This is a genomic window from Brevibacillus sp. MCWH (genome assembly GCF_013096935.1).
In the GTDB taxonomy this organism is placed as follows: domain Bacteria; phylum Bacillota; class Bacilli; order Brevibacillales; family Brevibacillaceae; genus Brevibacillus; species Brevibacillus aydinogluensis.
The window spans coordinates 1-460 of record NZ_SDLF01000142.1; the positions used below are offsets into that span (position 1 = coordinate 1).

The 460-nt window shown below is 43.7% G+C and carries 1 protein-coding gene; it reads left to right on the top strand.

Annotated elements, in window-relative coordinates; translation table 11 throughout:
- Positions 1–460, top strand: a 460-nt coding sequence (locus ETC00_RS19775; protein WP_171567747.1) for a MazG family protein, incomplete at both ends; no start/stop codon positions are given.

A 460-nucleotide genomic window follows, 5' to 3' on the forward strand; every position in this document is an offset into this window, starting at 1 on the left:
ATATGAGCTTGATCGAGCGACGACGGTTAGCAATTTAACGAGCGTTTATGTACCAAAGGTAGAGCACGATGAACTGCTGTATCACGATTTTACTACTTTGCGACGTGTAATCGCGACGTTGCGCGGACCAAATGGTTGTCCTTGGGATCGGAAACAAACGCATGAATCGCTAAAAAAATACTTGCTAGAAGAGACATACGAGCTTCTTGATGCGATTGATCGGCAAGATGATGAAAATATGATTGAGGAGCTTGGGGACGTCCTATTGCAAGTGATGCTCCACGCTCAAATTGGCGAAGATGAAGGAATGTTTTCCATTGATGATGTGATTCGAGCCATTACAGAAAAAATGGTACGCCGTCATCCTCACGTATTTGGGGACGTTCATGTTGATCATGCTGAAGAGGTTGTGCGCAATTGGCAAGCGATAAAACAAGAGGAAAAAGAAAAGGTATTCGAT